General features: G+C 47.3%; 21 protein-coding genes. 9 read left to right on the forward strand and 12 right to left on the reverse strand.

Features of this window, described 5'->3' with window-relative positions:
• Positions 1-3: 3 nt before the first annotated feature.
• The 5 genes from ACG1BZ_RS08935 to ACG1BZ_RS08955 all read right to left on the reverse strand — a co-directional run bounded on the left by ACG1BZ_RS08935 (position 4) and on the right by ACG1BZ_RS08955 (position 4,359).
• Positions 4-954, reverse strand: a complete 951-nt coding sequence (locus ACG1BZ_RS08935) for an alpha/beta hydrolase (RefSeq protein WP_413665298.1) — start codon at positions 952-954, stop codon at positions 4-6.
• Positions 955-1,052: 98 nt separating this feature from the next.
• On the reverse strand, positions 1,053-1,775 hold the full coding sequence (arsH, locus tag ACG1BZ_RS08940; RefSeq protein WP_413665299.1) for an arsenical resistance protein ArsH: 723 nt from the start codon (positions 1,773-1,775) through the stop codon (positions 1,053-1,055).
• A 254-nt stretch (positions 1,776-2,029) separates the two neighbouring features.
• Positions 2,030-2,530, reverse strand: a complete 501-nt coding sequence (locus ACG1BZ_RS08945; RefSeq protein WP_413665300.1) for an AAA family ATPase — start codon at positions 2,528-2,530, stop codon at positions 2,030-2,032.
• 273 nt (positions 2,531-2,803) lie between these two features.
• The gene (locus ACG1BZ_RS08950) at positions 2,804-3,364 is read right to left on the reverse strand and encodes a hypothetical protein (protein ID WP_413665301.1); all 561 of its coding nucleotides are present in this window, start codon (positions 3,362-3,364) and stop codon (positions 2,804-2,806) included.
• A 311-nt stretch (positions 3,365-3,675) separates the two neighbouring features.
• Positions 3,676-4,359 carry a hypothetical protein gene (locus ACG1BZ_RS08955; RefSeq protein ID WP_413665302.1) on the reverse strand — a complete coding sequence of 228 codons (684 nt, stop codon included), beginning with the start codon at positions 4,357-4,359 and terminating at the stop codon, positions 3,676-3,678.
• 755 nt (positions 4,360-5,114) lie between these two features.
• Here ACG1BZ_RS08955 and ACG1BZ_RS08960 point away from each other — a divergent pair.
• Together ACG1BZ_RS08960 and ACG1BZ_RS08965 are read left to right on the forward strand one after the other, a co-directional pair.
• Positions 5,115-7,283, forward strand: a complete 2,169-nt coding sequence (locus tag ACG1BZ_RS08960) for a jacalin-like lectin (protein WP_413665303.1) — start codon at positions 5,115-5,117, stop codon at positions 7,281-7,283.
• 146 nt (positions 7,284-7,429) lie between these two features.
• Positions 7,430-7,879, forward strand: a complete 450-nt coding sequence (locus tag ACG1BZ_RS08965) for a phosphate-starvation-inducible PsiE family protein (RefSeq protein WP_413665304.1) — start codon at positions 7,430-7,432, stop codon at positions 7,877-7,879.
• 125 nt (positions 7,880-8,004) lie between these two features.
• Here the strand turns inward: ACG1BZ_RS08965 and ACG1BZ_RS08970 are convergent, their stop codons facing one another.
• Entirely contained in the window at positions 8,005-9,090 is a 1,086-nt protein-coding gene (locus ACG1BZ_RS08970) for an NAD(P)/FAD-dependent oxidoreductase (protein WP_413665305.1), read from the reverse strand.
• A gap of 135 nt (positions 9,091-9,225) precedes the next feature.
• On the opposite strand from ACG1BZ_RS08970, the gene ACG1BZ_RS08975 reads away from it, so the two are divergent.
• Complete coding sequence (locus tag ACG1BZ_RS08975; protein WP_413665306.1) at positions 9,226-10,086, forward strand: LysR family transcriptional regulator; 861 nt, start codon at positions 9,226-9,228, stop codon at positions 10,084-10,086.
• On the opposite strand, the gene ACG1BZ_RS08980 is transcribed toward ACG1BZ_RS08975, so the two are convergent.
• Complete coding sequence (locus ACG1BZ_RS08980) at positions 10,017-10,928, reverse strand: EamA family transporter (protein ID WP_413665307.1); 912 nt, start codon at positions 10,926-10,928, stop codon at positions 10,017-10,019. The genes ACG1BZ_RS08975 and ACG1BZ_RS08980 overlap by 70 nt on opposite strands.
• A 119-nt stretch (positions 10,929-11,047) precedes the next feature.
• Here ACG1BZ_RS08980 and ACG1BZ_RS08985 point away from each other — a divergent pair, with 119 nt between their 5' ends.
• Positions 11,048-12,448, forward strand: coding sequence for a PLP-dependent aminotransferase family protein (locus ACG1BZ_RS08985; RefSeq protein WP_413665308.1), 1,401 nt, complete (start codon positions 11,048-11,050; stop codon positions 12,446-12,448).
• A 135-nt stretch (positions 12,449-12,583) separates the two neighbouring features.
• Positions 12,584-13,354, forward strand: coding sequence for a hypothetical protein (locus tag ACG1BZ_RS08990; protein WP_413665309.1), 771 nt, complete (start codon positions 12,584-12,586; stop codon positions 13,352-13,354).
• A gap of 65 nt (positions 13,355-13,419) precedes the next feature.
• On the opposite strand, the gene ACG1BZ_RS08995 is transcribed toward ACG1BZ_RS08990, so the two are convergent.
• Entirely contained in the window at positions 13,420-13,800 is a 381-nt protein-coding gene (locus tag ACG1BZ_RS08995; protein ID WP_413665310.1) for a VOC family protein, read from the reverse strand.
• 571 nt (positions 13,801-14,371) lie between these two features.
• Here ACG1BZ_RS08995 and ACG1BZ_RS09000 point away from each other — a divergent pair.
• The gene (locus ACG1BZ_RS09000) at positions 14,372-16,240 is read left to right on the forward strand and encodes a carotenoid oxygenase family protein (protein ID WP_413665311.1); all 1,869 of its coding nucleotides are present in this window, start codon (positions 14,372-14,374) and stop codon (positions 16,238-16,240) included.
• 118 nt (positions 16,241-16,358) lie between these two features.
• Positions 16,359-17,942, forward strand: coding sequence for a D-arabinono-1,4-lactone oxidase (locus tag ACG1BZ_RS09005; RefSeq protein WP_413665312.1), 1,584 nt, complete (start codon positions 16,359-16,361; stop codon positions 17,940-17,942).
• A 157-nt stretch (positions 17,943-18,099) separates the two neighbouring features.
• Here the strand turns inward: ACG1BZ_RS09005 and ACG1BZ_RS09010 are convergent, their stop codons facing one another.
• A complete protein-coding gene (locus ACG1BZ_RS09010) occupies positions 18,100-18,948 on the reverse strand; it encodes an alpha/beta fold hydrolase (protein WP_413665313.1) in 849 nt (282 codons plus the stop codon).
• Positions 18,949-19,153: 205 nt separating this feature from the next.
• Between ACG1BZ_RS09010 and ACG1BZ_RS09015 the strand changes: the two genes are divergently transcribed.
• Entirely contained in the window at positions 19,154-19,945 is a 792-nt protein-coding gene (locus ACG1BZ_RS09015) for a DNA polymerase beta superfamily protein (RefSeq protein WP_413665314.1), read from the forward strand.
• Positions 19,946-20,084: 139 nt separating this feature from the next.
• On the opposite strand, the gene ACG1BZ_RS09020 is transcribed toward ACG1BZ_RS09015, so the two are convergent.
• The gene (locus ACG1BZ_RS09020; RefSeq protein WP_413665315.1) at positions 20,085-20,573 is read right to left on the reverse strand and encodes an Lrp/AsnC family transcriptional regulator; all 489 of its coding nucleotides are present in this window, start codon (positions 20,571-20,573) and stop codon (positions 20,085-20,087) included.
• Between the two features lie 645 nt (positions 20,574-21,218).
• Between ACG1BZ_RS09020 and ACG1BZ_RS09025 the strand changes: the two genes are divergently transcribed.
• Positions 21,219-24,731 carry an indolepyruvate ferredoxin oxidoreductase family protein gene (locus ACG1BZ_RS09025; RefSeq protein ID WP_413665316.1) on the forward strand — a complete coding sequence of 1,171 codons (3,513 nt, stop codon included), beginning with the start codon at positions 21,219-21,221 and terminating at the stop codon, positions 24,729-24,731.
• Positions 24,732-24,755: 24 nt separating this feature from the next.
• On the opposite strand, the gene ACG1BZ_RS09030 is transcribed toward ACG1BZ_RS09025, so the two are convergent.
• Positions 24,756-25,427 carry a ChrR family anti-sigma-E factor gene (locus ACG1BZ_RS09030; protein ID WP_413665317.1) on the reverse strand — a complete coding sequence of 224 codons (672 nt, stop codon included), beginning with the start codon at positions 25,425-25,427 and terminating at the stop codon, positions 24,756-24,758.
• 7 nt (positions 25,428-25,434) lie between these two features.
• On the reverse strand, positions 25,435-26,049 hold the full coding sequence (locus ACG1BZ_RS09035) for a sigma-70 family RNA polymerase sigma factor (protein WP_413665318.1): 615 nt from the start codon (positions 26,047-26,049) through the stop codon (positions 25,435-25,437).
• Between the last annotated feature and the right edge of the window lie 95 nt (positions 26,050-26,144).

Genomic DNA, 26,144 nt, shown 5'->3' on the forward strand with positions numbered 1-26,144 from the left:
CGCTTAGATTTCCTGGATGACTCTCACTCGATCTGCAAGAGCGCGCTGTGAGACGGGAATGTCCGGGGCGAATAGCTCCCAAGAGTGAATCACGCCAGGTCGAACGTGGAGCTCCGTGCTAACACCGGCATCGGTGAGTAATTGGGCGTATTGAATGTCCTCATCGCGAAAAATATCTAGTTCGCCAACATCGATAAATGCTGGCGGTAGACCCTTGGCATCTTGCAGGCGGGCAGGGGCAGCATGAGGACTGACCGCAGGGCTGCCCACTTGGTTGCCCAGGTAAGCGGTCCAGCCGGTGAGATTATCTTCATAGGTCCAGATAATAAATGGCAATAATTCGGGATCGGGAGTAACCGTCCTGTCGTCCAGCATTGGGTATAACAATATCTGCCGTGCCAGGGACGGGCCTTTTTTGTCGCGAGCGACAATTGTCAGGGCTGCAGCCAGCCCACCTCCGGCACTATCTCCCATGATGCCAATTCGCGTGGGGTCAATGGAGAGTTCCTGTGAGTGTTGTACCAGCCAAACAAATGCCCGATAGCAATCATCAATCGGTATAGGGTAGGGGAACTCCGGAGCCTTTCGGTAATTTACTGATAAAAATGGCACGCCGCTGGCAGCTACATATTTGGCGATGACCAAGTCGTACCGTGAGATATCGTGGCAGATGAGCCCACCGCCATGAATGTAGAGAATAGCGGAGCCTGGCTTGCTATTCTCCTTTTGGTACCAGCGTAACTGGATCTCCTCTTGGTCTGAACTCTTTAGGGTAAAGTCCCGAAAAGAAACATCTGATGGAAAACTGCGACCCTGAAATAGTGCTTGGGTGACCACGGCTCCATTCTTACGGCGAGTATTCACGTCCCCAATAGGCGCTTCTGCCAAGGTATCCAGCAAGTCGCCAAACTTGCCAAGGGCGCTTGAAAAGTCCGGGTCCAGGGAAAAGCTCATTGACGAGATCCTTATCGGAGTTCCTATCATCTAGTGGTCCATAGCTAGATATGGACCTTTGCTAAATGTGGACCTTCGGCAGCGAAATGCCAGTACTTTTAGCTGGGTTCTGCGACACCGCTTTCAGCCACCAAGGTCTGAATAGATGTTGTCGAAGCTGACTGCACCTCTGATTTGTTCTCGCTGTACCGCTCGGTCAGATAGTTACCCTGGCCACGCAATAAAATAGTGGTTTTTACCAGCTCTTCCAGAACGTCAATCACCCGGTCCCGAAATGGGGAATCTTTGAGGTGCCCTTGTTCATCGAATTCCTGCCAGGCCTTGGCAATAGAGGATTGGTTGGGAATCGTAAACATGCGCATCCAGCGGCCGAGAACCCTCAAATTGTTGACGGTATTGAATGACTGTGAGCCACCGGAAATCTGCATGACCGCCAGGGTTTTTCCCTGGGTTGCCCGGCTTGCAGATTGGTCCAGTGGTAGCCAGTCGATCTGATTCTTGAAAACAGCCGAGACATTTCCGTGTATTTCCGGGCTAATCCACACTTGACCCTGGCTCCAGGCAGACCACTCGCGCAGTTGCTGCACCTTGGGGTGATCCTGGCTGGTGCCGTCGTAAAGAGGGAGGTCGACAGGGTCAAACAAGCGAACCTCGGCACCAAAATGCTGCAATATTTCAACAACCTGGTTGGCCAATAGACGCGAAAAGGAGTTGGGTCTCAGGGATCCGTACAACACCAGAATTCTGGTAGGGTCACCATTGGGAGGGGAGTCCACCAGGCGATTAAGAATATTGATAGGGGTGTGGTTCGGTAGCATCATGAGTTACCTCCAAATTTCTATATTTCTATAATAATCGAAATATTAGGCAAAGCAAAGGTACATCAGTCTCAGTCGGGCCTTTCTGAATCCGCTTGGAACCGGCTAGTCGAATAACGGGTGCACAGGGAGTCAAAATACTGAGCCAGCATCGAGACTTAGGCTTCCTTTAGTTTCTCCAACACTGGAGGAGATAGCGCAAACGGAAAGAGAGTCCAGCAGAGGTTGCTCCCAATTATTAGAGGGAGTGGGTACGTTTAAATGCCTCCCTGATGGACTACTTCAATATTGAATCCCTCTGATTGGCTAGGTTCTTCAAAGTACTTATTAACTTGTTTGAAGGTCTCAGGGGTATCAAAGGCGGCTCGTTCCGGATGTGATTTTTGCCTTTGGGCAATTTGCTGTAAACATAATTTATCATCGGCTTTAAGATAGATTAATTGATGGGGAAAGAGGTTATCCAGAAATATCTCTTTGAACCAAGATCTTTGTTTTCTTGTATTGCCGGGAAAATCCAGTACTACCGAGATGCCACTCCTCAAGATATCCTGGGTATGTGACTTGATCATTGGTTTTAATCTTGCAGAATACTCTATGTAAGTGGAGAGTGAGCAGATCTCATGGGGATATAAATTAGACAGCCACTCATCTTCGGAAATAAGAATAGCTCCTGTAGTTTGTGCTATCTCCGCAGCTTTTGTACTTTTTCCTGCGCCCATCTTTCCACAAAATAAAAAGAGCATTCCGTTTTCTTTCACAGTTCTTCCCATTAATCTGATTAGAGAAAATTTTGACTATGGGAAAATAATGCCTGAAACTTTATGCTTGGTAAATAGTGACAAAGGGAGCTCATGAAGTGGCGATTTAGCTAAGCATCAGGGAAATACCAGACTTGCGGTGGCCGAATATGCTTGAGGCCATCTAGATGGCTAGTATTTAAGTCGTGGGAATATTTACTGCCTTAGATGCTTATATTCAGCCCAAAGGTGAGCCTGATATAGGTATTTCGTCTCTATGCAACAAGATACCGATTAACTGCGGCATTTGACAAACACCATTGAGTTTAACCAGCTTTGATCCGCATCAAAATCTTTTATCAGGGGGGCTTCAGTAACGCCTGTAAATTTTCTTAACCCATGGGAAATCATATAGCTTGGTATATAGGATGGCGGCTTTGAGGCTGTCAAATAGTTACAAACTTCCAGCTTCCTTGCGCCGCCCTGATCAAGAGAGTTAATGCTGGCGAATAGTTTTTTTCGATCTCCCTCTGGCATCGAATTAAATTTTTTATTGAAAATTACTCTTAATACATTGTGCCCGGTTTTGTCGCTAACCCTCTGTGTGTCGAAATAAGCAAAGGCACTGGCAACCATTAACAACTCAGCTGCCTCATCAAATTTGGATTGTTCGGTACATGTTTTGGCGGCAGCAGTAATATCTGTCGGTGTATGGGTAGATAGTACTGATGTGGCACTGATACATCCGAGAGGCGAAGTGGCTTGACTGTCCTTACTGACATAGTTGTTGGCCTGCGCGCCTAAAACAAATGCGGCGAGTAGAAGAGCAAGAATTGGAGGCAGGATTTTGCTCATGATTCAAATTTCCTTTCCTAAGTGCCTCCTTAATCATAGACGCCGAAGTACCAGTATTATCTCAAGTACCTGAGAAATTTATTCGCCAGTTGGAGTGGGTTTTAGTGAGATTTGTTTAAAAATCTGAATTGGAGATGTCTAGGGCTAATCTCCTGCCAATGGGGGAAGAAGTGTGCTTTCATGCCGTTGAAGTACAGGAGACTTCAGTTAAAGCGTGCCGCTTGCAATTCTCTGGTGCTAAGCGGCACCTAGTAGCCATCAGCTCTTACAGAGTCGGATTTGTCGCAATTGCTATTAAGTTAGTTGAGAAATTACTCTGTGTTGGGTTGTGATTCTTGAGAAGCTTGGAATAGTGATTTTATCAGATTCTTGGTGATTTCTTTTTGGTGTTCAGCTCTCAGGTTCTTCATGTACGCAGACTCGTCGGGAACAACTATTTCAGGCAGTATTTCTTTCACTGCTGAGTCGCCATTCCATTCTACGGTCGCTCTGCTGTCGAAGCTGGTTCTGAACTTTATATATTTATCCTTATCGACAAATACATAGCTATTTGAGAAGTATTCAGCATCGTTTCTGTTGGTAAGTGTGAAAGATGACTTTTTTCCAGAATATAGCTTTTCACCGATTTTAAAACTGAAGTTTTCAATAGTCTCTGGTGATCTTGACTTGTAATGCCCTTGCTCTATAGCAAAGTCAACTTCATCTATAATATCGCCCATTTCAGTGGAGATGATTTCATCTGTATTTTCCCATGTGATGCTATCGATAGGGTATACATAGACATTGATAATATCGGTAGGATACTGCTTATTATCGTACTTTAGGGCAATTCCCAGCATGGGTTCATCGAAGGTGCTGCTTTCGGTGAGCACAAAGTTATCTGTTTCTTCTGGGGTGATCAGGTCTTGCTGATAATTGCTTGCATTTTGCGGTCGCATAGATCCACATGAGGCGATAAGAATACTACTCAGTATGATAAGTGCCTTGATTTTCATTCTCTCTCCTTGATAAGGCTGCTTTCCTGGGGCGGAAATTATAAGTTTCTATTTGTTCTATGAATGTAATATTTCAATAAGCCTACCACTCCTTGGGTGCTCAATTCATTGTTTGGTAAGTATAAATATTTAAGTTGTACTCTTCTTATATCCTGAATCCGGCTTAGCTTTAAATCAACTCTACGCCTTAAGGAGAAGATTTCTTGTCGTCTATTTTTTTATCGATGTTAGCTGAAGAGTGTGATGCCGACTCTTTTAAGGTTTGTCCCAATTATATTTTGAAACTATCAATAATCTAAAAAGATGAATTAGATGCCCAAGCTCTGCTCCCAAACCAGAAGATTTAACGTGCGTGATATTACTTCCAAGGTTGTGATTGAACCCTAAATACTGGAGGGACATTTGGTCTGTCATTTATGTTGGCCCTGTTACAAATGGCAGAAGTTTACATAACTACCTTAAGCTCGTAACTGATTGGTCATGCTCTGTAGCTACTATTTTGCGCCCCCCGCTAGCGGATAGTTTTATGAATGTTTAATTCGGAGATGGATGTTTGTCAGTACTGAAAAGTGCGCAAATTATGAAAATGTAAAGTAGGGTAAATGACTAAAATTGACCAGTCAGTACTGTTGTAATTTAGCGGTTCACGACAGGTGTGTACGCTTGTTCCAATTGGTCAATTCAACTGAGGGGAAATACTTACTGGGATTTTTATTTTAGCGGTAACTATCAGGATACTTATCAGGAAAAGAATAATGCATAAAACAATTGGTTTGGTATCAAGTTTGCTTTTGAGTTTTTCGATGTCTGTTGTCGGCGAAATTGATGCTAGCGATGATAAAGTGAAGCGCCTGGATTTACAGGGGCAGATTGATACAAAGGCTCCCTTATCAAAGACCTTGTGGGCGGGAGCGCATAATGCCTATGCATCCTATCAGTGGGATCAGGGTGTATATACCGATGTAAACCAGTGGTACGCGCCGGAGAAATTATTCAGTCGGGGAATACGTCTGGTCGAATATGATACTTACCCTGCTTCCAATTTCAGCTCAACACCGCACCTGTGTCATATGGGCCTGGAAGAGGCCACTATGTGTATTTATATGTTTGGTACAGCTGCAACGCTGGGGGATGGGCTGGATGAGATTAAGGATTTTCTTGAAGATAATAACGATGAAGTCATATTCCTAAAGTTTGAGGCTTACGATTCTGATTACCACCAGAACTTCCGCAATAAGATTGGTGAGAAAATTGAAAGCAGGTTGGGGGATCTGGTATTTAAGCCTACCGACTGGGGCTATACAGAAGATGATTGCGCCTCCCTACCGGCGCAAACACTGACTAAACAGGATGTGTTGGATGCGGGACGCAACGTTATCCTATTTATTCAGGTGCCCAGAGAGTATCCGCACACTGGTGATAACAATCTGTGTGATTACCATGACGAGTCAAACACATCGAAATTCAGACGCAATGTCTGGATCGGTGTGGATGAGATGGATGCATCTGGAAACCTCACTTCCAATGAGCCACTTGCACAAAATTCCAGCCAGTTAACAGCAGATATCGACGGTAATGCCAGCGCAACCAGCCACTACAACAATGGGAATTTAAGTGTCGCCTTGGATGCAACAACCGAATATAGCAAGGATGACATCAAGTATTCCGGCAGTGAGATCCTGGAGAAAGCAGTATCTGGGTATAACATGCTTGAGTTGGCGCTGGTGGAGGCCAATGCGACCACTATAGGTGCTTCTAAAGCACCCCAGATTGAAGATTTTACGTGGTCTTGGCGGAATGACTCTCCCAGTGGTAACAATAGTTGCGCCTGGTTAAGTAATGACGGTGAAATTCGCGACTATAGCTGTAGTACGGAGCGAGTGTTTGCCTGTGTAGACGATGAGCGAAACTGGCACATCAGCAGTGCATCGGGAGCCTGGAGTGAAGGTTATTCCGCCTGTGAAGCCGATGGCTATCGCTATGGAATGCCTTATAACGCTTTGGAAAATGCCGCTCTCTATGCCAAGAGGAATTCGGAAGGTGTAACTACCTCGGTGTGGGTGAATTACTACGAACCATTTGATGGGTTCTGGATCGCCAACCAAGACAGCTACTCGGATTTTGGTTATATCAAAAAAGATGTTGTGGGTGGTACCGGAGGTGATGCGTTTGATTCAATCGACCTGGTAAAACGTAAGCTACTCGGCAGCGGTACTATGAATCTGAAATCTGTCCAGATTCGTTCCGGTGGCCGAATTGATGGTTTTAAAGCTTGCTATGAATTTAAGCAATCCCTAAGCCATGCCACAGCCAGTGATCATGAATACTGTATTGAATATGGTGATGGAGATGGGGGCTCGATGGGGAGTGTACTGAGTTTCAACTCCGCCAGCAGCGAGTATTTGGATGACGTTAAAATTTGTGTCGACGATGAAAAGCATGAAACAGGTAGTGTTTACTACCTTAAATTGACGTCGAGCAATGGCTCATCTATTTCCGGAGGCACTCAGCAGGGGACTTGTACAACTTATTCTTCCACTTCATCCCAGCAAATTTTTGCTTTCCACGGGCGCCACGGTGATGAAATCAATGCTTTGGGCGTGCACAAGTTGTCCAACAGCTTGGTAAATCCAGGGTACTACGCAACCGAGTGGCTGGACCTGGATGATCCCTCCTCAGGTGGCATTGATTATGAGAGCTTTAACGAACACAAGTCAGCGGGAAATATAAGCAATAGCTGTGCTGTCAGTGATGTTGCTGGTATTGAGGCAAGGGTTGTTGATACGAAGTTGGATTATTCCTTAACCGGCGAAAGCATGCATATAGGCGATATCGGCACTAATTACCGCTTCTTCTGTGCAACAGAGGATTGTAGTGACTACGAAGTAAAGTATTTCTTCTCTAACGCAGCCTGCCTACCTTAACGACTCACAATATCCCGGCGGTGAATATGCTGCCGGGATTCCTCTTACTACTCGCTCACTAAAGGAAGCTCTCTCGGCTGAATACGGGGATTTCGCCTATAGTCGAACTCAAGCAATGTGCGGTATCAATCGGCAGAGCGAAGCCCATGAAATATGACGAGATACATGAGGATCATGCTGATCCCCTGATCAACCAATTACATCGAGCAATAAAATATGCCGTTAAATTTCTCGCCATTCTTATGGTGTTGGTTATATTCTGGACCATTGCGGATGTCGTCTATGTACTTTATGAAAGGCTAATGGAGACGCCATTCCTATTGCTGGATATGGAAGATATCCTCGAGACTTTTGGGGCCTTTCTCGCCGTTCTTATTGCCATTGAAATTTTCACTAATATCCGACTCTACCTGGGTACAAATGTGATACCGGTGCAATTGGTATTGGCTACAGCCTTAATGGCTGTAGCTCGGAAGGTTATTGTGCTCGACTTAAAATTTGTTAATGCGGAGCAAATAGTCGGTATTGCCCTGGTGACTATCGCCCTGGGAGTTTCCTACTGGCTGGTGAGGGAAAAAAGTAATAAACCTGGTTAGTACTTGTGATTTTTTGTCCTTGATAATGCTCACTTTATGATTTTATTTCTTGTATTTATACAGTTGACCAAAATAGAATCATATCGTTAACTGCATTAATAGCTACTTACAATAGTTAGCCCGAACTAAGAGAGCCGGGCATTTGGCTGAGTGCCAAATCCACGATAAACCTTATTAATGAATAGGTCTTTCTGCTTTAACCGAACGAGGCGGTTGCAGGTTGTTACTGCGAAAGGTAACTGTACTAATCCTTGCTTCTGGCCAATGGGAACTAGTGCCATTAGTGGGTTTCGTTTATAGCTTTTGGTACTTTTTCCTTTTCTATTTCTGGCGATGGCCTTTGCCAGGTATTCACCTTGCTGAGAGGCGAGGTAGCCCAGTTTGGCCTCACCAATATCTGCAATGTCTCCGAGTGCATACAAGCTTGGTTCGTCAATAACTTGAAGTCTGTTATCGACTTTCACAAATCCCCGCTCATTAAGGATATGCGCTAAGTGCGGTTTAAGGTAATCATTGTTGGGTAGCACACCAGTCGCTTCAAAAACCAGGTCTGCATCGCTGGCTTGGCCGCTGTTGAGATCGATATAGCAGCCATTCTGATATTGGTAGCGGCTGTTAAACTGAATTTCTACACCTAAATTCTCTAATTGTTTCTGGGCTTTGATCTGTGCTTTAGGCTTGAAGTTGTCCAATAAGACCTCTTTATTGTGTGCCAGAATTACTTGAGTTCTCGGTATAGCGTGTGCGATCTCTCCCGCCAATTCGACTCCAACGACCCCTCCACCTATCACCATGACTTTCCTTGCTTGTTTCAGTCGCTGATGCTCGTTCAACAGTTCTTGGTTTCTGGATTGAATATCCATTGCGCAAAGGGATTTGGCCATTGGCATACTCGGATATCGGGTGCCGGAGGCGAGTATGGCACTGTTGAAATGTAACTCTGTTCCATCTGCCAAACGCGCTGATTTCACAGACATTTCCATTACATCTCCCTGAATGAAGCGGCCATAGAAAAAGTCCCTGTAGTACTTGCGCGCTTGATTCCCGGTACTGGATGGATCGGTTACATTGCGCAAGGTGGCAAAAGTGACTTCAAAATAATCTTTTTTGTCTACCAGAATGGTATGGAGCCCATGTCTTTCCAGTGCTTGCGCGACAGACACACCGGCGAAACCACCGCCTACTATCAATACTTCCGCTTTAATTACCATATTTTTCAACCATTAGAGGGTGTACAGGTCATTTGAATCCATTTTATGGTGTAGCGAATATGCTGTGAATGTGTGATTATGAGACTCTGATGTGCATATTTGCACATGCTGAGCATTGGGGGCTTGAGGTAAATAATGGATAAATGGACTGAGTTAAGGACCGCTTATAAGCTGGCCAAGCTGGGCACTCTGAGTGCAACGGCCCAAGAGATTGGTATTCATAGGTCCACCGTGATGCGCCATATTAATGTATTGGAGGAGAGCCTTGGGGTTGTACTATTTCAGCGCAATGACAAAGGCTATATTCCAACGGAGGCGGGGCTGGAGGTTATGCGACTGGGAGCGGTGACGGACAGCCATTTTTCTCAGTTGTCCTCGCGGTTACAAAGCAAAGAGCAGAATTTGCAAGGCAACCTCACCATCACCTCTGTCGGCGAAATGGTAGACCTGTTGATGCCGCTCATTAGGCAGTACCAGGCCCAGCACCCAGGCATGCTTGTCAATTTAATCGGGGACCTGCGCAATTTTAACCTAGAGTACGGTGAAGCTGATATTGCGATTCGTGTCGGCGAGAAACCAACGACACCCGATAATATCGTGCTGCCATTTTTCACTACAGAATTCGTTTTCTATGCACACAAATCCTATATTGAAGAGTATGGGCTTCCCGATAAAAGTAATCTCCAAGAGCACAGGTTTCTGGCTCTAGGTGATCGCCCGTTACACTTTGGCTGGAATGAATGGATTTATAATCATATTCACGATCAAAATATTGTGCTGACCGCCTCCAGTCAGCAAATTCTTAACCAGGCAATGCTTTCTGGCTGTGGCATTGGCGCCATGCCGAGAATCCTGGCTGAAAAATTTGAAGATATTATTGAGATTCCTACGCCTGAAAATTGGCAAATCTCAACTTGGATACTTGTTCATCGCGATATGTTTAATATGCCAAAAATCCGTGAATTTCTTAGCATCTTAAAGCTCTGGCGAAAATGAACAATACCAAGTGCCAGCCCAGAGAAAATCATAATAGCGGCCATTAACTTTTCTGAACCAATCGATTCGCCAGTTAATAGCCAACTGAAAAAGAGTCCAAAAACGGGGCAGAGTAAACCTAAAGGCGCAACAGTAGACAGCGGGTACTTAACGATTAACCGGTTCCAGAACCAGTATCCCAGCAGAGTGGTTGGGTAGGCCTGAAACAATATGGAGAAAATCAACTTTCCACTAAGGTTGTTTTGAATTTCATAAAATACAGCCACACCATTCTGAATATAGGTAGCAGCGAACAGTGGTAACGGTGCAAAAAATAACCCCCAGACAATAAAGCTAAATACTTGCTGTGTGCCACTGGCCTTTACAATGAGCCCACTGATGCTCCAGCTGGTAGCCGCTATTAGGATAAGTGCAATACTGATAAGGGGCACAGTGCCATCTTCAACCATCAAACTTAGTAACAGCCCTCCCAAGGCAAGTAGAGCCCCAAGAGCTTTCTGCGGGATAATCTTTTCTTTCAGGAATACCCAGCCGAATAGTAAGCTAATCGCAACATTTACTTGCAAAAGAAGTGAGGCCATTCCCGCAGAGAGTCCGCTAGAAATTGCCCAGGTGGCCATCCCCCAAACCCCACAGCCAAAAGTCAGGCTGTAGGCCAGAACGTACTTCCAGCTGACTGTCGGCCTGGAAACGAAAAGCACTGCCGGAAAGGCTGCCAAAGAAAAGCGTAAAGCCACCAGAAGGAGTGGGTCCAGATCTTCCGCTCCCATCTGAATAACAATGAAGTTGAAGCCCCACATTGCCATTAGTAGCACACCAAGTAATAAATCCGAGTACCGCATCAGCCCCTCCAATTTGTCTCGGGGCTAACTATCCAAGAAATGAAAAAAGGTATACAGATGCAATTTTTGTATAAAATAGGTATACAGTTTGGGCGGAGACGGAATCGGAGAGGGGATAGGTGCGGTATAAAGAGCTTGCCGAACGCTGTATAGAGGATATTCAGTCAGGGAGAATACCAAGCGGTCATAAACTGCCGTCCCTCAGGCGGTTCGCTGCACAAAACGAAGTGAGCCTGACAACAGCCCAAAGCACCTATTACTTGCTGGAGGAACTCGGCTGGGCGAAGGTTCGACCGCAATCTGGATTCTTTGCCTCAGTTCCTCCCAGCAGTAACCCGCCTCCCATAATGCCCGCATTCACCTGCCGAACAACAGATCCAGTAAATCACGATTGCTATTTCCGTGGGTTGGGAACAGGGCCATTGGGTGTTGCGTCTTTATCCCCAGATCTATTGCCGTTAGATTCCCTGGAGCGCAGTATGCGGCGGGCAACCCGAGAAGCTGGAGCCAGTATGCATGGCTATCCGGTTTCCTCAGGGGAGCCGCTTTTGCGCAGTGCGCTTAGCGCACACTTTGCCAGTTATGATTTGCATTTCTCTGCCAATGAATTAGTAGTGACGAATGGTTGTATGGATGCCGTCCGCACGGCGATTGCCATTACGACTAGGCCCGGTGATGCGGTTGCGATCAGTTCTCCTTGTTACAACGGTCTTCTTAATCTGTTGGCGTTGATGGGACGAAAAGTTGTTGAGATACCGACTGTTGAAAACGGCTTAGACCTCGCACAGCTAGAGCGCTATATGCAACAGGGATTGGTCCAAGCGGGTCTTTTTAGCAGCAGTCATATGAATCCTACGGGCGTGTCCCTGAGCTCGGAGCAGAAAGAGAACCTGGCCGTACTGGCTGGTAAATATCGGGTTCCAATAGTCGAGGATGATGTGTATTTGGAACTCGGATTTCAAAGAAGTCTGCCCATGCCTGTGCGCTACTGGGACCGGAGCGGGTATGTGCTTTGGTGTGGCTCTATCTCCAAGACATTGAGCGCAGGCTATCGCCTGGGGTGGTGCTTACCGGGAAGGTATCGAAAACAATATGAACGCTATCGATTTACCGAAAGTTTCGGTGTGAACTTGCCCGTCCAATTAGCGGTAGCCGATTTCATCGGTACTACTCAATACTCCCGTCATGTGCAGGGGCTCAGGCAAAAGCTTGCCTTCCAGGTCGCATCCTATCGCAACTACTTAAGTTCAAACTTGCCCGATGAATCGCGCATCAGTGATCCCCATGGAGGAATGGTGATTTGGTTGCAGATCCCAGGGTTGGATAGCCGGAGTCTTTGCCGTATGGCTTCCGAAGAAAATATAGCCTTGTTGGGCGGTGTAGATTTCAGCACGCTTGATCTCTACGGTGATTGTGTGCGGGTGAATTGTGGTTGGCCGCTTGAAAGTAAAGATGGAGGGAAGACTGAGGCCGGATTTCAGCTGGAACGTTTTATCGAGTTAACTCACTCATGCCGTTAATTAATATTATTCAGATATTCACAACCTTGGAAGAAGGTACCTGAACTTTCATATCGTTACACTGCTTTTGATAGTTTTTTTTCCTCTGCTAGAATCCGCGTCCCTTTTAGGATGATTGTTCACGGAGGACATCTCATGAAAACTCTTGCCACTTTTACAGCAGCGATTGCTATTGCCGGTGCGGTTCCCGGTCAAGCAGAACAGACTTTTGAACTGCCTAAGTTTAGTCAGTGTTCTGTAGCAGCTTCTGCAAGCAATACTAATGATCGCGAGGTTTATCGCATCTTTTCAGACTTCTATTATGAAATAGAAGACTCTCGAGAGTATGCAGTTAAGGCTGTGCAATACTGGGCTGAAAGCTTTGCAGAAGACTGTGCCGGGGAGACAACTCAAGTCAACCTGGATATGGTTCAGTGTGATAATTTTATTGGCGGTGCGCCGGTTTGCAGAATAGAAAGTGATGAAGGTGATTACGTCATTGTGAAAGACTATGTTGATTCAACCAACGTAGTACTCTCTCAACATGATCAACAGAACTGGCCAGGAATACATTCTTCGAATGATCAGGAAACTCTGTGGATGGCCAGACCTGAACTCTGCTATAGCGAGCTTCTGGAAGGGGGTATTGATTCCCAGGCATATTACCTGGATGCCTATAACTATCGCTACTTTGGTGATTACCGCTATGTATTGGCAAGGAGCAGCCGCGATTTAGTGCAAACTCTTGACAGCCAATACAGTCAGTGTGAATACGATACTTCGGGAATTGAAGCCTACAAAATGCAGTGTTCTGAGACTTCCCAGGGGACGAAGGTGTGCGCAACTGCACATACTGGCGCCGGCTATTTTGTATTCGTGAGTGACGATCATCACGGCATGCACGTTATTTTCAACCGCTGGGACTGATTGCTCTATTAGTCCACTTATAAAGCGCCTCCCTGTAAGGGGAGGCGCCTGATTGCGAACCCTAATTAGCTTGCTCTATACAGTGCGCAGAGCTTATTGCCAGCAGGGTCTCGTAAGTAGGCGAGGTAGATTGGGCCTACGGCGCTATCCCTTACGCCTGGGGGCTCTTCGCAGCTGGTACCACCGTTGGCAATACCTGCAGCATGCCAGGCATCAACCTCTTCAGAACTGTTTACTGTAAAGCCAATAGTGCTGCCGTTGCCATGGCTTGCGGGCTCCCCATTGATGGGTTTGGTGATGGCAAAAATACCGTTGTCATTAAAATAGAAGCAGCGGCCACGATCATCAATAGTGCCGGGTTTGTAACCCAATATTCCAAAAGTGGAATCGTAAAATACCTTTGATTCCTCGATATCGTTGGCCCCGACCATAATATGACTAAACATTGATGTCACCTTAAATTAATTTTAGGGTAGTTGTGCGTGAAAGATTGTATACCAATACTATTAAACATCAATGAATAATCATTCACTCATTGCCTAATAGAATTGTTCGTATATCCGTTACCTCCAGGCTGTACCTCTCAGGGTGTGTGGATTGGTGCAGCTTTCTATCTATTGCGGTTTATATATGAGATGCCTCACAGATATATTAAATATTGTGCGATTCAATGATCATTAATATTTATTTTAAATTCTGTTGTTGATAATAATGTGGTGGCTAATTCTGGTGATATCGGATTTCTTATCGATATTTTTTTGCTTGACTGGCTGGTATTTGTTTTTTTGTTCTGTTTGATAGGTTTTATTTTCTGGTTTGGTTTATTTTTATTGTGGTGTATAGGTTGATAGTGTGAATTTTAAGGGGTTAAAATTCTGGAGGTTTGATTTGATAAAAAATAATAAATGGTTTTCGCTTAAAGGTTTACTTTGGGTGTAAATTGCGCCAATTATTTCATTAAAAAATTTAATTTTATGGTCAGGTTAAGCTGTCGGCCGTATTTTTTAGGGATAAAAAATGAAGCGTCGAGATCTATTGAAGGCTGCAGGTGTAATGTCTGCATCACCGCTTATGGGAGTGGCATCAGCTAAGGCTGGAACAAGTAATGTTTTGGATGGCTCTAGTTTCCCAGAGTCAATAATGGTTGGTGATCTATCAGATTCCTCCGGAGTGCTCAGTGTAATACAGGGAATCTTACCTGATGATGTTATTGGCCATCTTCTTATGGCTGAGGGTATTCCACTGGCGTCTAACCATCTTACACCAAATGGAAAGGGAGCTTTGACCCGGCTCGACTTTACTGGGCGGAGCAATAACAGTGAAGTTCCCTATACCCGAAAAATGATACGTACCGCGTCTGCGATAATGCAGGAGCAGGATTTAACAGGTTTTGATAAATTTAATTTGTTAGGTGGGACAATATACTCAAGCCCGAATCTGGGATTTATGAACTACTGCAATACGGCCCCCAACTATATGGGAGATAACCGTTTTGCAATGAGTTATGAAGGGGGTATGCCCTATGAGTTTGATGCTACAACTCTAGAGATGGTAACCCCTATTGGAGAAGTGGATGAATGGAAATCGAGCTTACCTCCGCTGCTTGAAAATCTAACCCCAGAAAAGTGGCTATTTCCCCAGGTTCGGACCACCGGTCACCCTTTCTTTGATCTGGAAACAGGTAACTGTATCACCATCAACTATGGTGGAAATATTGGTGATTCTGGTAGCTCAGGATTTATTCGATTAATTCGCTGGGATCGAGAGGGTGCATTTGAAAGTTGGAACATTCGGGATCGTCAGGGTAACAACGCCTATATTGCTGCAAGCTCACACTCTCTTGGAGTAACGCGAAATCATATCATTGTCTTTGAAACTGCAGCGAGAGTTGAATCTACCCGAATTATTGGAACAAGAATAGTTCTGCCTCAAGAACACCGGACCCGGTGTTGGGTTATTCGGAAGGCCGATATGGTGCCGGGTGCTGATACTATTATCGCAGATTACCTGAAGCTCGGCTTTGATACTTCGGACATTGTCTGCAACTACGATGACAATGCGGGTGAGATTACCCTGTATGGCCAATATATGGGGGCAATGGATAAATCTGAGCAGTTATTCCGCTTTGAAATCCTGCAGAAGGGAGGTTTGGTACCCAAGTGGTTGTCCGGATACCCTGCAGCACCGCTGGATGTTGGAGGTTTGGTACGTGCCCGGATTCGAGTTAACTCAAATTCAGCTATTGAGATAAAAGAAGATTACCGGGTTATTCGGGATGATGCGCTTTCCTGGGATATGAATGATCCGGCTTACCGTGGGCACTTCCAGTTCCCTGAAACCTTTGAGCACCTTTATTGGGCTGCTGTGGGTTACAGGCCTGACCATATATCTATGCGGGTTTCCTGGGCATATCGCGATTATCCTGAGCGCCACTACGGCTATTGGAATATGCCTGAAGAAAGTCGCCCTTCCGCCTTGATTCATATGGACTGCGTCAATATGAAGATTGCGGATGCCTTTCAGTTCCCAGAAGATTGCGTAATGCGTACCCCGCAATTTATGGCCCGCCCGGGCTCCACGGCCCAGAACGACGGTTATGTGATTGCAGCAGTTGTACGCAAATATCCAACGACATCCGATTCCAATGGTAAAGAGTTTTGGATTTTTGATGCGGCACGTCTCAGCGGTGGGCCAATTTGTATCCTAGCTAACCGATCACTGGAATTTGCAACCACGAATCATGCACTGTGGGTGCCATCCATTGGTCGTCGCCCTTTATCAGCCTACCGGTCAAATTATGCTGATTTTCTTCGCAGTAAAGCGCCTGATCACAGCAGTAATGTTCGGGACATTATCGATGGGGAGCTGCTTCCCCGTTTTGGTTGATTTATCCAGTCTACGTTAATGCAATAAAGGGAGTTTAGGTATGTGTGCAGAAATAATAACCAAATCCAAACATTTATTGAGGTGGTGTAGAAAAGCTCTTTGTATAGCGGGCGTTTTCATGGCTGCTACAAGTGTTGCAGAGCAGCTACCGCCGCCAATTGAAGTGCCTGAGGTATTAAAAAACTACCAGGATACTCAGGATTGTTTCCCTGGTGTTATCCATGATCCGACCAGTATTGATGAAGTTCAGCAGATAGTACGTGATGCAGCGGATCAAGGCCGTAAAGTGATGACAGGGAGTCGCCGATTCAATAGTCAGATTGATGCGGCCTGTGCAGGTAATGGAGAGGTGCAAATCACTCTGGAAAATATGGATCAGGTCGTTAGCCTGGACAAAGATAACCTGTTGGTTACTGTCCAGGCCGGTATGAGATTCCGGGATTTGACCGCCTATCTTCGAGAGCATGAACTAAGTGTGCCGATGGTGACAGAGCTGGCCATATTCACGATAGGCGGTATGCTGGGAAGCGGTACTCACGGTTCAACTTTTACACAAAAAAGCAGCATGATCTCTGATTATGTCACCGAATTGAAGTTGGTTGATGGCAATGGGGACTTACGAGTAATCAATGGTGAGATGCTCAATGCCGCCAGGGTAAACCTAGGTGTTTTAGGCGTAGTTGTTGAAGTGACCATAGAGGTTGAACCTGGCTATAAAGTACAAGCAAAAGTAAAGGGGTATCACAACGATGATGAGCTGGAGGATGTTGTTCTTGATTTGGCTCGAGATAATCATTCAGCTAATGTTGCCTGGTTCCCGGGATTAGGGCGCTATACCGTAACAACTTACAACAAGGTACCTTTGTCGACTAAGGGTAATGCCTACAATGCCCAGGCAGATGTATCAGACTTCTCCGAATATTTATTTGGACTGATATTTGATAGCCTTCATGAAGCCGATAGTGCCGCATTGCAGTGTTTTGCAGCTTCTCTTCGCCATACTGCTCGCTCCAGTTCCTATTTCAGGGATGTTGATTCAGGCTTGAAGAAGTTTATTAAGCCCACTGGACACGCGGACCTGATGCAACATTTCGTATGTAAAGAGCCAGACAAATGTGTCTGGGATAACCTTCCAATTGCACTTCAGGAAGTCGCGATTCCATTTGAAGAGTTGCCAAACTGGATTGCGGATGTCCGCCAGATTATTGCAAATAGTGAAAAAACCTGTTTTCCGCTGAATGGTATTTATTTCCGTTTTGGCAAGGCTTCCGACAGCTATTTAGGGATGACAGCAGGCCGTGACACAGCGTTTGTAGGGATTGAATATACCCTTCGTCAACGAGGTGAAGCTGTGCCAAAGAACTACTTTGTCAATTTGGAAATTGAGCAAATGTCCCTCCGGAAGTATGGGGCCAGGCCTCACTGGGGTAAGAATTCAGTCGCTATTTTTGAGGACATGGCAGAGCGATTCCCCAAATGGTCCCAGTTTATGGATGTTAAAGAAGAGTTGGACCCAAACAATATATTTTCCAACCCCTTTTGGAATCGGGTAAGTGGAGCTGATCCTTTGGAAAACTATTTAACTCCTGGCTGCAATCCCGATGGTCAGTGCTATTGTCAAACAGATGAACACTGTGAAGAGGGTTCCAGCTGCCAAGCGGGAGTTTGGTATTCAGACGCAAGGATTTGTAAAGCTGACTAGAGCTCTTTGGGGGGGAGGATATTTCCACCCCCTGCGTTTAATTTGTAGTGAATAGCAATAAGAGGCTTTTAACTGCTGAGCGGGAAAGAATACTCGAGAGACTAAGCCTACAATCGGTTTTCATGCCTTATAGGTATTCTTTCCCTGCTCTTTATTATTAAGTTACAGGTTGCTGGTCACAGCAATTAGCAATGCTTTCTCTCACAAGTTGGCAGAAGTGTGCAGGATCTTCCAGAGGCAGCATATGATTTGCTGAGCTTACCTCTTGTGGATGAGTATCTGGAATCAATGTACCTGCCGCAAGCGATACAGTTCTAAATAGCTGGCGAGTATTGCTGCCGTAGGCCACGGAAACTGGAATAGATATGCCTGAAAGACTAGTTGGGTTCAGTGCGGGTTGTTCAGTTTGATTAAGCTGCAGAGGTAGGGTGTAGGCATTATCCAGCTGCTGTACACGATATTTAAGGGGCTGCTGAGAGAAGTAGCCTGCTTGATTCCCAGAGCCGTCGATTAGTAGCTTAACGGCAGTATCCAGCTCACCTTCAGCTGTTGTTTTAAAAATTTCTGCAAACATAGATTCAGCATCTTGGCGATACTCTTCCATGTCATTGTTTTCAATGTATCCCGGATATCCAGGCTCATAAAGGTACAGACTTTTGATTAATTTAGGTGCCTTTATGGCAGCATTTAAGCTCACATCGGCACCATAGGACCATCCTACTAGGTGGACAGGGCCTATATCTAGGGCCTCAATCAGCCCTGCTAGGTCTGCTGCATGGGTATCAATTCCAAAGGGGCCTTCCGAAGGATTACCCGGATTACCGAAATGCCTTTGGGTGAATGAAATCGCTCTAAATTCATTTGATAGAATTTTGCAGTGTTCTTGCCACATGCGAGCATCGGCCAGTGCGCCATGTACAAGAACAATGGGTTCTCCCTGTCCCTTCTGGAAATAAGAGATAGAGTGGTTGTTTACAGTGATAGAGTCTTTTGGATTTCTGTCCATGGGGCTAGCTTCCTGGGAGCCACTTTTTAGCGCTTATCATAGTCTATAGGAGCTTTATGCTTAACATTTTCTAGTTCAGTTGTTAGGAGAGAGAGACAGCTGCCCTAATGGCTCTCTTATGAGAGTAAACCGATAGGTCTCCTAAGGGTAATCAACGAGTTTTTCGGGTATAGTTGATTTGTTTTGACGTAGCAGGTGGATGTATATGGAATCGTTGATAAAGGACCGTCTGAAATCACTGGAAGTAGAGCGAGATATTGAAATTATCTATGCCTGTGAGTCAGGAAGCCGCGCATGGGGATTTGAATCCCCTGATAGTGACTGGGATGTAAGGTTTATCTACAAGCGTAATATTCAGCAATATCTCACTATAGGTACTCCCAGAGATGTTGTTGAGGTTCCATTTGATAAGAAACTTGGCGATGAACTGGACTTGGTCGGCTGGGATATCAAGAAGACTTTAACTTTAATGAGGGCAAGTAACCCCACTTTAATTGAGTGGCTATTTTCGCCAAAGGTCTATTTTAGAAATGAAGATGTTTTGAAGTCATTGCAGGATTTGGCTTTAAAATGTTGGCAGCCGCGAGCATTAGCTCATCACTATGTCAGCATGGGATTTAATAATTATTCCAGGTTTATTCGCGAGGATGATCGAGGCTTTAAAGAGATTAAGGTCAAGAAGTTACTTTATGTTCTGCGTTCACTGCTTAATGCTCTGTATATAAAAGAGTTTACAAAAATTCCTCCTGTGGACTTTAGTCATATGTATAACGAGTTGTTGCCTTCCTCAGGAAGTGAGTGGCTTCTGGATATTCTTTCCAGTTTGATTTTGAAAAAGAAGGAGCTTGAAGAGGGCGATTTGATAGCCGTTGATGGCAAACTGGATGGCTGGATACAGGAAAATATGGATAGATCTGGTGCCAATTCTATAGAGGAAAGGCCAAAATTGGATCTTCCAGAGTTTGACAGGCTTTTTCGTAAAGTGGTTGGTTTATAGTCTTTTAAATCAGGCGGATAGGGCGTCACTTAACACGCGAGTAGACAGCCCAAAAAGCGCTGAGTGACTTGTAATACTTTCCAGTGAATAAACTCAAAGCTGTATAGACGCCCACAAGAATGCAGGCGTCAAAAAAGGCTCAGCTTTGGTTTTCCAGCAACTGATCCAGCGGCAACTCAGTGCGGTAACGCACCTGCTTCAAAGAGAAACTGCTTTTAATATGATCGATGCCAGGGAGCTCAGTGAGTTTTTTATCCAGGAATTCCTGGTAAGCCTGCAAATTGGGTACAACAACACGCAGCAGGTAGTCGAAATCACCGGTCATCAGGTAGCACTCCATCACTTCCGGCCATTGGCCGATAACCGATTCGAAGTCCTGCAACTCTTTTTTCACTTGGTGGTTAAGAGTAACCTGGATAAATACACTTACCGGCAACCCAACCTTTTCCGGTTCAAGCAGGGTAACTGCGCGTTTTATAAACCCTTGCTCGTTTAGATTTTTAACCCGCCGTGAACAGGGGGAGGGTGAGAGGCAGACTTTTTCTGCAAGCTCAATATTTGGAATGGTGGCATCCTGTTGAAGGATTTCCAGAATTTTCTTGTCGATGGCATCCAGTAAATAGGCCATGGTTATATTCCGTATCTCATCTCTCTGAACGTACGCCGGTATCGCCGGCTGCTAATCATCAACCTGCCAGTGAATCTTTGCTTCCCAGCGTTCTCCGGTAAATTGTGTGCATTGCGTACATGGTTTTTTTTGGTTTGTTATGGCAGTAGCTTCCTATACTGCGCATCTTTTGTGAGACCTTCTCGTTTTTTATTAATTTCCCGCTAATGGGTACGTTGCCCAACCGGTTGATACTGGTTAGCTGTAAACGGGCGGAAACTAATATCCCCTGATCAGTTCCAGGCTATGCCTCTCAAAAAGCTGAACCTTTGGCGCTTATTTAGTCACACAGAGTGTGAAGGCCAGAGGCGAGCACCATAAGAGGGCATCTCCTTTCCGTTGTATCCCCCAAAATACTTCATTTTGAGTGATTTGTTGCCAGTAGCTGGTCATCTTTAGCGAGTTATGGCGGCATTATGCCTGAGTTGGGCCAATTTTGGTATGACCTGCTCTGCCGGGCAGTGTTAATTTTAGCGCTATTAAACAGCTCTGGTCTGTTCTGCTGTAACTCGGGAGATGCCGCGAATATTTTCGCGACATGTTACTGGCGTCGAGAACTGGAGTGATGAAAGCAATAAAGCAATAAAGATAAAATAGGTGGTACCCATGGCAATGGTCGAAGGCGATCAGGAATTGGGCTTTGATAGCGAGTATTCGCTGAAAGCGGCTTTTACCCGTGAATCCGGCCGTGTATTCCTAACCGGAATTGACGCCCTGGTTCGTTTGCCCTTAATGCAAAAGCGCATGGATGAGCTGGCGGGCCTCAATACAGCTGGCTTTGTTTCCGGTTATCGCGGTTCCCCATTGGGCGGTTACGACCAGGCCTTGTGGCGGCACAAGAAGCTGTTGGCCGAGCGGGAAATCCATTTTGAGCCGGGGATTAATGAAGACCTGGGGGCGACCAATATTTGGGGCACCCAGTTGCTGGATCACTATCGCCAGCAGGCAACGAAAGACGGCGTCTTTTCTATTTGGTATGGCAAGGGCCACGGTGTAGATCGCACCGCAGATGTTTTCCGCCAAGCCAATATTCAGGGCACCTCAAAACTAGGTGGTGTTTTGGCGTTGTGTGGGGATGACCATACTGCAGAATCCTCCATGTTTTCCCACAATACCGACCAGATTTTTGAGTCGGTAATGATGCCGCTGATATTTCCGTCCTCCATTGATGAGTACCTGACCCTGGGCCTCGCGGGTATTGCCTTATCCCGTTTTTCGGGCTTGTGGGTGGGTTTTAAGGCAATTACTGAAACTGTAGAGGCCGGTGCTTCCTTGATTGTGCCGGAGTTGCCCCAGTTTACAATTCCAGCTGACTTCCCAATCCCGCCACACGGCCTGAACTACGATCCCCACCTGAATTGGCCTGCCGAGCGCCTCGAGTACGAGCGCCGTATGCTGGAGGAGCGTTTGCCCGCAGCCAAGGCATTCGCCTATGCCAACCGCCTGGATAAAACCACCCACAGTGCGGAGCGAAAACGCTTCGGGATTGTAACGGTGGGTAAGGCCCACGGTGATTTGCTTGAGGCTTTGAAACTGCTCAACTTATCAGAGGCAGATCTGAACTCAGCAGGCATCTCCATCTATAAAGTGGCGATGTCCTGGCCGCTGGAGCCTAGGGGCATCAGTGAGTTCGCCAAGGGCATGGAGCGCTTGCTAGTAGTCGAGGAGAAGCGTCCCCTGGTGGAGGATCAGCTGAAAAACCTGCTCTACGGTTGGGAAGATAGCTATCGTCCGAAGGTAGTCGGCAAGAAAGACCTGGATGGCAAGGACCTGTTGCCGGCAGTGTGGGGCTTTGGCCCGGATCAGGTGGCCAAGGCCATTGCCCGCTGGCTGGTGGATACTGAACTGGCGGCACAGCTGATTCCCCTGGCAGAAAAACTGGGGGGCAATGTCGCTGCAAAGGCTCAGGGCTTGTTGGCTCGTGAACCCATTTTCTGTGCAGGTTGTCCTCATAACACTTCCACCAAATTGCCAGAAGGCAGTTTGGGGAGTGCCGGTATTGGCTGTCATATTATGGCTTTGGGTAAAGGCCTGCGCACCGATACCTATTCCCATATGGGAGGCGAGGGTGCCCAATGGGTGGGCCTGCACCGTTTCTCCAGCGCCGAGCATATTTTCCAGAATATGGGCGATGGAACCTACAACCACTCTGGGCTATTGGCCATTCGCCAGGCCGTGGCGAGCCAGGTGAATATCACCTACAAAATTCTTCTGAACGATGCGGTGGCCATGACCGGTGGCCAACCCGCCGATGGCGAAGTTAATGCTCCGTCCCTGGCTGCACAGTTGCTGGCCGAGGGAGTTGGCACAGTCGTTCTTTTGACTGAGAACCCCGACCACTGGCGTGAACACCGCAGCCAACTGCCCACTGCCGTAGAAGTTCTTCCCCGCTCTGAGCTGGACGCCGTGCAGCGTCGCCTGCGGGAAACTGCCGGTGTGACGGCGATTATTTATGAGCAGGTCTGTGCGGCCGAGAAACGCCGCCGCCGCAAGAAAAAACAGATGGTCGATCCATCCCAGCGACTGCTGATTAACCACCGGGTCTGCGAAGGCTGTGGCGATTGCAGTGTTCAGTCCAGCTGTATTGCCGTGGAGCCGCTGGAAACCCCGTTGGGGCGCAAGCGTCAGATCAATCAGTCCAGCTGCAACAAGGATATGCGCTGTGCCGATGGTTTCTGCCCGAGCTTTGTCACTGTAGAAGGGGGAGAACTGAAAAAGCCCCCGGTGCAGTCCCTGGCGGATGCCTTAGACGTGGCTATTGCCGGATTACCTTCTGCGCCGGTCGCGACTCTGGCCCAGCCACTCAGTATTTTGGTGGCCGGCATTGGTGGCAGTGGTGTACTTACCGTGGCGGCACTGCTGGGTATGGCGGCGCACCTGGAAGAGAAGGGCAGTACAACTTTGTACTTTACCGGACTCTCACAAAAAAATGGCGCCGTAGTGGCTCATGTGAAAGTGGGAGAAAACCCCGAGGCGATTACCACCGCTCGTATTCGCGATGGCGCGGCGCAGTTGTTACTGGGTTGCGATATGGTCACCGCCGCTGGCCAGCGAACCAAATTTGCCACCGGCGAAATGCGTGCCCTGGTAAATACTGCTGAAGTACCGGTAGCGGCCTTTGTTCGCGACAACGAGCTGGCATTCCCTGCCGATGCGACCCAACAGAGTATTGAGTCTCTGTGTGCAGAATATTTTGCCTTTGATGCGAATAAATATGCCCAGGCACTGTTTGGCGATACCGTAGCCAGTAACTTGATGATTATGGGTTTTGCCTGCCAGAAAGGACTGCTGCCAATCGGTGAAGCGGCCCTGGAGCGGGCCATCGAACTCAATGGCGTGGCGGTAGAGAACAACCTGCGCGCTTTCCGCGCTGGCCGTTTGCTGGCGGAGAATCCTAAAGCGATCGAGCAATTGGCAGTGCCGGCCAAGCCGGTGAAATTGGTGGAGCCTGAGGAGTCGGTGGAGCAGTTGCTGGAGCGATTGGCAGCAGAGCTTCGCGACTATCAAAGCCCGGCCTATGCGGCAGAATTCCTTCGCCATATAGAGGCGCTGCGCAAAGCAGAATCCTCACTGCCAGCTGCTCGGGGCGATCTTACCCGTATGGGTGCGCGCAGCCTTTATAAAGCGATGGCTTATAAAGATGAGTACGAAGTGGCGCGCCTCTACACCGGTGAAGATTTCAAGCGACAGCTACGTGAGACATTCAGCGGCGACTACACCCTGAAATTCCATATGGCGCCGCCGCTTCTTGCTCGCCCCGATAGCAGTGGTCGCGTACGCAAAATGCAGTTTGGCCCCTGGATGGGCAAGCTGATGCCGCTGTTGGCTAAGGGTAAAGTGCTTCGCGGTACTGCACTGGATGTCTTCGGTTACACCCAGGAGCGCCGTGCTGAACGGCGCTGGGCCCAACAGGTGGCCAAAGCAGTTGATAGCGTGGCCGCGCATCTGTCCGGCGAAAACCTGTCAGAGGCACAAGAGCTGCTCGAAATCCCCCTTCAAGTGCGTGGCTATGGCCATGTGCGCGAGGAAAAATTCGCGGCGGTCAGCGATCGTTGGGATGAGCTTTCTGCAGTATTTGTGGATGGGGAGCAAGAGCCGACTTCTCTGGCGGCGTCCTAGACGCCGCAGCTCTTTTAATCGGTGTCAGCCCGGACGAAACGGGATAAGGCGGTTTAGCAACCAGCCGCTGACACCGGTAATCGCCACCGGTGCCTGTACCGCAGAGAAGCACAGGCACTCTTGATCTTCTGTGACCGTCGGGCGGTGCACGTCGCCGGGTTCCCGCAACAGAAAGTCCCCAGGACTATAAACACCATCGCTATCAGAGAAACTGCCGTACAAAACCAGGGTGAGTTCGTAGCCCCGGTGATCGTGCTCTGCTACTTTGCCGCCACAACTCAGGCGATGAAAGCTCACTTCATATTGATCCTGCCCGGTTTTTAGTCGACACATTTTTAAGGCGGGCGCGATAGTTTTCCATTTGATCGGGGGATTTTTTTCCAGCAGCTTGTGCACGACTGGCGGCGCATCCGCCAGCATGGGCTCTGTGGATTTGGATCTCTCGGGAGCCACTTGTTGCGCCGGTTTAGCTGCCTGATCAATACGTCCCATCAGGCGTTGGAAAGCCTCATCGTTTACGGCCTGTGGTGCACAGGACTCCAGAATGGAGCCACCCAGGGTGTTCATGGTTTGATATTGAGCGCGACACTCGGCACACATTTGTATATGGGCGGAAACGACCAGGCTGGCGCCTTTGGGCAGGCTGCCGGAAGCGTATTCAAGGAGTAAATTTTTATCGGGGTGGTGGCGAATCATACTAAACCTACTTGGCCAACCTCGCTTGTAACTTCTTTAGGGCCAGTCGCACGCGGGACTTTACCGTGCCCAATGGTAATTCCAGCTCCTTGGATATCTCACTGTGGGATTTTCCCTCCATATACGCCTTTTCCAAGACGTGGCTCTGTTCTGCTGGCAGGCTGTGTAGGCCTTCCGCAACTTCCTTTTCGTTGCGTCTTCTCTGTAGAAATATCAACGGTTGGTGTTCGGGGGTTTCATCCCAAACATCCATGGCTTCAATAATCTCGGCGTTTTGATGACGCCCGTTGCGGCGCAACATGTCGATACGAGTGTTGCGCATAATGGTGAATATCCAGGTGCTGGCAGAAGCCTTACTGGCATCGAAGCTGGGGGCCTTGCGCCAGACTTTAAACAGGGTTTCCTGCACCAGCTCATCGGCGGCTTCAGCGCTAATTGCCTGGGTGGTGCGGCTGTGATGGAAACCCTTAATTAGTGGGGCAAAGTGGTGAAAGAGCTGCTCAAAGGACTGGCGATCACGCTCCGCACCGACTCGCGTCAGCAGGGCACTCCAGTCCTGGTCCTCTCTTTGTGGCAGTTTCACCGGGCGTATTTCACTTTTTGCTTGGGGGCTATGCGCCATGTTAACGGTCTTTCTGTCGTTGTCGATACTCACGCAATCAAGCATGTCTGGAAATTAGAGTTGGGAGCTGTTGTGGTACATCCGTGTACCACATT

The sequence above is a fragment of the Microbulbifer sp. CNSA002 genome, assembly GCF_047324085.1.
Lineage (GTDB): Bacteria > Pseudomonadota > Gammaproteobacteria > Pseudomonadales > Cellvibrionaceae > Microbulbifer.

Coding starts and splice junctions, on each gene's coding strand:
- ACG1BZ_RS08935 (WP_413665298.1), bottom strand. CDS start 954: ATGAGCTTTTCCCTGGACCCGGACTTTTCAAGCGCCCTTGGCAAGTTT.
- arsH (WP_413665299.1), bottom strand. CDS start 1,775: ATGATGCTACCGAACCACACCCCTATCAATATTCTTAATCGCCTGGTG.
- ACG1BZ_RS08950 (WP_413665301.1), bottom strand. CDS start 3,364: ATGAGCAAAATCCTGCCTCCAATTCTTGCTCTTCTACTCGCCGCATTT.
- ACG1BZ_RS08955 (WP_413665302.1), bottom strand. CDS start 4,359: ATGAAAATCAAGGCACTTATCATACTGAGTAGTATTCTTATCGCCTCA.
- ACG1BZ_RS08960 (WP_413665303.1), top strand. CDS start 5,115: ATGCATAAAACAATTGGTTTGGTATCAAGTTTGCTTTTGAGTTTTTCG.
- ACG1BZ_RS08965 (WP_413665304.1), top strand. CDS start 7,430: ATGAAATATGACGAGATACATGAGGATCATGCTGATCCCCTGATCAAC.
- ACG1BZ_RS08970 (WP_413665305.1), bottom strand. CDS start 9,090: ATGGTAATTAAAGCGGAAGTATTGATAGTAGGCGGTGGTTTCGCCGGT.
- ACG1BZ_RS08975 (WP_413665306.1), top strand. CDS start 9,226: ATGGATAAATGGACTGAGTTAAGGACCGCTTATAAGCTGGCCAAGCTG.
- ACG1BZ_RS08980 (WP_413665307.1), bottom strand. CDS start 10,928: ATGCGGTACTCGGATTTATTACTTGGTGTGCTACTAATGGCAATGTGG.
- ACG1BZ_RS08990 (WP_413665309.1), top strand. CDS start 12,584: ATGAAAACTCTTGCCACTTTTACAGCAGCGATTGCTATTGCCGGTGCG.
- ACG1BZ_RS08995 (WP_413665310.1), bottom strand. CDS start 13,800: ATGTTTAGTCATATTATGGTCGGGGCCAACGATATCGAGGAATCAAAG.
- ACG1BZ_RS09000 (WP_413665311.1), top strand. CDS start 14,372: ATGAAGCGTCGAGATCTATTGAAGGCTGCAGGTGTAATGTCTGCATCA.
- ACG1BZ_RS09005 (WP_413665312.1), top strand. CDS start 16,359: ATGGCTGCTACAAGTGTTGCAGAGCAGCTACCGCCGCCAATTGAAGTG.
- ACG1BZ_RS09010 (WP_413665313.1), bottom strand. CDS start 18,948: ATGGACAGAAATCCAAAAGACTCTATCACTGTAAACAACCACTCTATC.
- ACG1BZ_RS09015 (WP_413665314.1), top strand. CDS start 19,154: ATGGAATCGTTGATAAAGGACCGTCTGAAATCACTGGAAGTAGAGCGA.
- ACG1BZ_RS09020 (WP_413665315.1), bottom strand. CDS start 20,573: ATGGCCTATTTACTGGATGCCATCGACAAGAAAATTCTGGAAATCCTT.
- ACG1BZ_RS09025 (WP_413665316.1), top strand. CDS start 21,219: ATGGCAATGGTCGAAGGCGATCAGGAATTGGGCTTTGATAGCGAGTAT.
- ACG1BZ_RS09030 (WP_413665317.1), bottom strand. CDS start 25,427: ATGATTCGCCACCACCCCGATAAAAATTTACTCCTTGAATACGCTTCC.
- ACG1BZ_RS09035 (WP_413665318.1), bottom strand. CDS start 26,049: ATGGCGCATAGCCCCCAAGCAAAAAGTGAAATACGCCCGGTGAAACTG.